Raw genomic sequence first — 5,245 nt, 5'->3', positions numbered from 1 at the left:
GACGACGTCACGCAATCCGCCATGACCAAGTTGTACCGCGCCTGGCCGAGGATTCGGAGCGAGTCGCTGGAGGCGTACGCGCGGCGGACCGTCGTCAACGAGGCGATCTCGGCGATCCGCCGACCGCGCCGTGAGTGGCCCTCGGCCGACGTACCGGACACCCCGGCACCGGAGATCGCCGACCACGGCCTCGATCTCGGCCGGGCCCTCGGCCTGCTCGCACCCCAGCAACGCGCGATCGTCGCGCTGCGCTTCCTTGACGACCTCTCGGTGGCCGAGGTCGCCGCGGCGCTCGGTGTCGCCGAAGGCACCGTCAAGAGCCAGACCTCGCGCGGGCTCGCCACCCTGCGCGCCCACCTTCCCCACCTCGTCCTGACGGAGGACCTGCGATGACCGAGCACGACCTGCGCACCCTGTTGCGTGACCACGTCGAGACCACCGAGCCCACGTTCACCCTGCGGCCGGCGGACAGCATCGGCGACGGGCACCGCGCGCGACGTCGCCGGCAGTTCGTCGTCCGGGGGGCCGCACTGGCGACCGCGGGGGGAGTGGCGGCAGCAGTGGCCTTCGGGATCGCTGGCGGTGACCGGAGCCAGTACGTGAACGCGCTCGACAACATCCATCCGATGACCAAAGTCGCCCTCGCGGAGTACGACCCGCAGAAGCTGCCGGGGCTGATCGACTCCCACATCGAGGCTGCCGTCGGGCCGTACCTCGCGCTGGGACCGATCGCCTTCACCGCCAGCGACGAGCAACATGCTGAGCTGCCGCGAGCACGGTGGGAAGAAGCCGCCTCGGTGTCGGCCAGGTACGGCGGGACGGGCGACCACCGCCTCGACGTACGCCTCGGGCACAGCCGCGGGGAGGCGGAGGGGGACCGGGACACGCGGTGCGCCGAGGCCACCCGGGGACCCGATGCCTTTCTCCTGTCGTGTGAGGCGACCACCCTGTCCGACGGGTCGGTCGCCGTCACGGAGGTGTCGGCGGCGTTCCCGGACCCCACCGATCCGACCGGCTTCTGGATCTCGCTGACGCGCGAGAACCTGGAGAAGGGCACCAAGCCACGGTGGACCCTGGATCCCTCCGTGAACACCAGCAAGCGCCTCGATCCGGCCGAGATCTTCTTCATCCGCTCCGTCGAGGTCGTCCACTCCGAGACCTTCGTGACCAGCGCGCGAGAGGTCGTGCGGGCGCCGACCTACGATGCAGCACTGGGAAGGTTCGACGTACCGGTGTCCGCCCTGCAGCAGGTCGCGACCGATCCCGAGCTGGTCATTCCACCGCCTGACTGATCTGTTCGGCCAGTTTCTCCTCGCACACTGTCGGATCGCCGTGGTGCCATACGTGGTGGAGGTAGAGGCGGTCATCGGGACCGCCGACGACCGAGGAGATTCCGATGACGAACTACCTGTTGTCCGTGCACGGCCCGACCGACCTGGACGAGACCAACAACTACGGCTATGCCTCCAAGGAGGACATGGAGCAGTCATTCGCCGAGACGGGCGCCTTCAACGAGAAGCTCAAGGCGGACGGCTACTGGGTATTCGCCGGTGGTCTCGCACCGGTGGCGACGGCCACCGTGGTCGACGGCCAGGGGGAGAAGCCGGTCATGACCGACGGCCCTTACCTCGAGACCAAGGAGGCCATCGCCGGCTTCTGGGTGATCGACGTTCCCGACCTCGACGTGGCCATCAAGCTGGCGGCCGAGGGCTCCAGGGCCTGCCGCGGCACGGTCGAGGTCCGTCCGTTCGACGGCCTGGCCTGAGTTCCGCATGTCAGGTACGGCGGGCGAGCGGGACGTGCTGGAGGCAAAGCTGCTCTCTGCCCGCACCCGGCTCGCCCGCCTGACCGACGACTTCGACGGGGTCATTGCTGCCTCACGCGACACCAATGCCGACGACGAACACGATCCCGAGGGCGCCACGATCGCCTTCGAACGGTCGCAGCTGAACGCCCTCATCCAGCAGGCACGGGCCCAGGTCGCCGAGTCAGAAGCTGCCCTGACGCGTTGGACCACAGGGGAGTACGGCGTGTGTGTGCGCTGCGGACGGCCCATCGGTGCCGAGCGACTCGAGGCCCGGCCGACGGCCAGCAACTGCATCGACTGCGCTCGTCACGTGTCGTAGTCGACGCCGTCCCACGGCTCGTAGTACGCAATGAAGTTCCCGGGCTCGATGTTGATCGAGAACGTGCCTTCGTACTCGGTGATCCTCCAGCCGAAGTCCACGCCGTCGACCTTCGTCAGGAACGGTTCCACGGTGATCGGTTCCAGCTCGTAGTCGCCCAGCTCGGCCAGGCGGCTCTGGACGACGTCGTCCGCATCGGCGCTCGCTGCCTGACCTGGCGGGAGCCCTTCGGGCCTTGAGACGTCGTCAACCCGTACCTCAGCAAAGCTCCCGTCGGCGTTCCACAGAAACAGACCGACATAACCACTGCCTGGCTCGTCCCCGGCGCCGAAGTCGAAGAGCTCATCGCTCAAGAAGAACTTTCGCCCGTCTTCCGCCGTACCGGCGTAGGGCACGTGGTAGTCGTCAGGAACGATCGTGAACCGTTCCGGCGCAACCGCCGGGCCAGGACCGGGTCTCACCACGCCGTCTTCATCAACAGGTGAAGCGCAGCCGCCGAGAAGTGCAACAAGCGTTGCGACGAGGGCGACGGGACGGCGAGGCATGGCCGCATCATGTCAGCGACAGGAATTCGGCCTTTGCTGGAGTTGAAACAGGTCGCGCCCATGACCCGTCATCGGGACCCAAATCGCGCGGCGAGACTGCTTGCCCATGGACTAGCGCAAGCCGAGAACCTAGTGTTCTTGCACTCCGCGTCAATCAGGCGCGTTGCTCGGGGAGGTCTACATTGTCATCGCGCGTTGCACCTTTCGCGGTTCTCATGCTCATCGCGCCGCTCGCAGCACTTGCCAATCCAGCCCACGCCGACGCACCGGGCCAACATCCGAACTGCGGTCCTGCTACTGGATTGCTCACCCAAGAGAACCTCCCTGAGGGGACCGACGTCGTTGAGTGCCGCGCCGTCGGCAGACTGTTTTCGCACGGCAAACTCACGGGGCAGGTTCCTGCCGCGGGGGAGACCCTCACGATGGAGGCGCTGTATCCATCGGGAGCCGTCGCCTACGAGATCGCAGTCACTCCGGAAGGTGAGGTCTCGTACAACGACCTCGATGCAGCGATCGCGCTCGAGGACGTGGCCGTCAGTTCTCCGTCGGCATGCAGCGACGGCGCCTACGAGGACAGGGACGAGGAACAGGCCGGGACGTACAAGTGGCATCTGGGTGACGGCACCAGGCCCGCTGGCCTGACCACGGCTCAGACCGAGAGCGTGTTGAAGCAGGCCGTCGGCTGGATCGAGACCTCCTACAACAACTGTGGCTACACCGATCAGGTCAGTGCCGATGCGTCCTACCAGGGCATTTCGACCCTGGAGAGCGACATGACGACTTCAGGTGGAGCGACGACCTGTGGCGACGGATCGACCGATGGGCGCGATGGGGAGAGCGTGGTTGACTTCGGGAACCTTGACGACCACGGTGACCCGCCGTTGGCGAAGGAGTGCACGTGGTCGATCCCGGCTCCGTTCGCCGACAACAACATCATCGAGTCGGACATCCGCTTCGACACCACCGACCACGTGTTCTTCAGCACGTTGCCCACGACTTGTTCGGGCAAGTACGACCTCAGAGGCGTCGCCGTACACGAATTCGGTCACTCGTTCGGGATGGGCCACGTCTCCGAATCCGCGCACGGCAACCTCACCATGAGTACTGATCTCGACCCGTGCGATGTCTCTCAGCGCACACTGGGCAAGGGCGACGTCCTGAGCCTGCGCAATACCTACTGATCCGTGCAACAGTTCACGCTCCGAGCGCGTGGAAAGGGTTGTGAGAACGATCAGCACGCCGACCTCGGCCGATCAGGCCAGCCTTGAGGCCTTTGCGAGGGAGCAGGGGCAGCGCCTCCTGCGCTGCGCATTTCTTCTCACCGGTGGGAACGGCGCGGCTGCCGAGGACCTCGTCCAGACCGTACTCATGCGTTTGTCTGCCCGGGGGATCGACGACCTCGACGACCCGTTCAGCTATGCGCGCCGAGCAATGCTCAATGAACAGATCAGCGGCGCAAGGCGAGCCTCGACGCTGCGACGCGGTCTGACCCGGATCGGGCCACCCCATGACGCGGTCTCAGGCTCATCCGACGACCGGCTGTCGATCTTGGGCGCGCTGGAAACACTGTCCGCCCGCGAACGTGCGGTGATCGTGCTGCGCTACTACGAGGACCTCCCCGATCCCGAGATCGCCGCAGTCCTTGGTTGTTCGCGCGTCACCGTGCGGTCGCTGGCGCACCGCGCCAACAGAAAGCTTCGGAACGAGCTCGCCTCGACCTACGAACGGCTCACCGGACAGACAGAAGCCGAGGGTGACCACGATGACTGACTTCGAGACCCAACTCCGGGAGGACCTGAACCGGGCCGCAGAGCGCGCGCCGATCTTTCGTGGTGTCCGGGCCAGCACCGCCCCGTCATCGACCGAAAATGCTGGGCACGCCTCCCGGTGGCGCCTGGTCGCGATCGCCGCTGCTGCAACAATCGTTGCAGGCGCCACCGCGCCCTTGTGGTTGCCGGAGGACGATGACGGTACCGACGGGCAAACGTCTTGCGCTGCGATCCTGAAAGTTGGAACAAGCCGGTACGTCGGCCACGGCGAGCTCCTTCGCGTGCCTCGCCCGGGTCGCAGTCTCGGCTCCGGCACGATGCTCGGGTGTGGCGACATTGCCGACCGGAGCGTGATGGCGTCAGCGCTGCCTGGAGTCGACCCAAGCACGGCAGTCTTCGCTGAAGGGTCAGTCTGGGTGGCCGACGGTCAACCGGCGGCGCCTGCTGAACTGAAGCCGCTGTTCGAACCGATCTCGTGCAGCCAGAACGGCCCCCAGAGCCTGGTCGGAGACTGGGTGTCGGTGGACGGCGCGATGCCTGAGGGCGACGGGGCCCTGCGTCCGCCGTACATCGTGATGCTCCAGGCCGAAACCAACGATGCGCTGCCGCTCAAGGAATGGTCCAGCGTGCGCGTCGAGATCCGTGTCAACGATCAGATCAACGGCGCCAGCGATCCCGACATCGTGACTCAGGCCCTTCAAGGCGACACTCCGGTGCGCGTCGACGTCACCTGCACTGGTGGCGAGTTCGTCGCCAGACGGATCACCCTGGAGCGGGGTCGGTAGACTGGCACGCACGGGAGTTG

Annotated in this window: 8 protein-coding genes; 7 read left to right on the top strand and 1 reads right to left on the bottom strand. The window is 66.3% G+C overall.

The window, feature by feature from the left end; translation table 11 throughout:
• The 4 genes from ACOADB_RS12850 to ACOADB_RS12835 form a co-directional block, all read left to right on the top strand.
• A partial coding sequence (locus ACOADB_RS12850) for a sigma-70 family RNA polymerase sigma factor (protein WP_378599026.1) occupies positions 1-393 on the top strand: 393 nt, incomplete at its 5' end.
• Positions 390-1,292 (top strand): hypothetical protein, encoded by a 903-nt coding sequence (locus tag ACOADB_RS12845; protein ID WP_378599023.1) that lies wholly within the window; start codon positions 390-392, stop codon positions 1,290-1,292. The genes ACOADB_RS12850 and ACOADB_RS12845, both read left to right, overlap by 4 nt.
• A gap of 104 nt (positions 1,293-1,396) precedes the next feature.
• A complete protein-coding gene (locus tag ACOADB_RS12840; protein ID WP_378599020.1) occupies positions 1,397-1,765 on the top strand; it encodes a YciI family protein in 369 nt (122 codons plus the stop codon).
• Positions 1,766-1,772: 7 nt separating this feature from the next.
• Positions 1,773-2,126 (top strand): TraR/DksA family transcriptional regulator, encoded by a 354-nt coding sequence (locus ACOADB_RS12835; RefSeq protein ID WP_378599018.1) that lies wholly within the window; start codon positions 1,773-1,775, stop codon positions 2,124-2,126.
• On the opposite strand, the gene ACOADB_RS12830 is transcribed toward ACOADB_RS12835, so the two are convergent.
• Positions 2,114-2,671, bottom strand: a complete 558-nt coding sequence (locus tag ACOADB_RS12830; protein ID WP_378599015.1) for a hypothetical protein — start codon at positions 2,669-2,671, stop codon at positions 2,114-2,116. The two genes, ACOADB_RS12835 and ACOADB_RS12830, sit on opposite strands and share 13 nt — an antisense overlap.
• 422 nt (positions 2,672-3,093) lie before the next feature.
• Here ACOADB_RS12830 and ACOADB_RS12825 point away from each other — a divergent pair, with 422 nt between their 5' ends.
• From ACOADB_RS12825 to ACOADB_RS12815, 3 genes are read left to right on the top strand one after another with little or no spacing between them, the layout of a single operon-like run.
• A complete protein-coding gene (locus ACOADB_RS12825) occupies positions 3,094-3,852 on the top strand; it encodes a matrixin family metalloprotease (RefSeq protein WP_378599012.1) in 759 nt (252 codons plus the stop codon).
• 28 nt (positions 3,853-3,880) lie between these two features.
• On the top strand, positions 3,881-4,441 hold the full coding sequence (locus ACOADB_RS12820; RefSeq protein ID WP_378599008.1) for a SigE family RNA polymerase sigma factor: 561 nt from the start codon (positions 3,881-3,883) through the stop codon (positions 4,439-4,441).
• Positions 4,434-5,225: a hypothetical protein gene (locus ACOADB_RS12815; protein WP_378599006.1), complete on the top strand. Its 792-nt coding sequence runs from the start codon at positions 4,434-4,436 to the stop codon at positions 5,223-5,225. Before ACOADB_RS12820 ends, ACOADB_RS12815 begins: the two co-directional genes overlap by 8 nt.
• Positions 5,226-5,245: the final 20 nt, after the last annotated feature.

This window comes from Nocardioides sp. CPCC 206348 (assembly GCF_048654705.1).
In the GTDB taxonomy this organism is placed as follows: Bacteria; Actinomycetota; Actinomycetes; order Propionibacteriales; family Nocardioidaceae; genus Nocardioides.
Note: the sequence above shows the minus strand (reverse complement) of the source record. Positions and strands in the feature narration are given on the sequence as shown.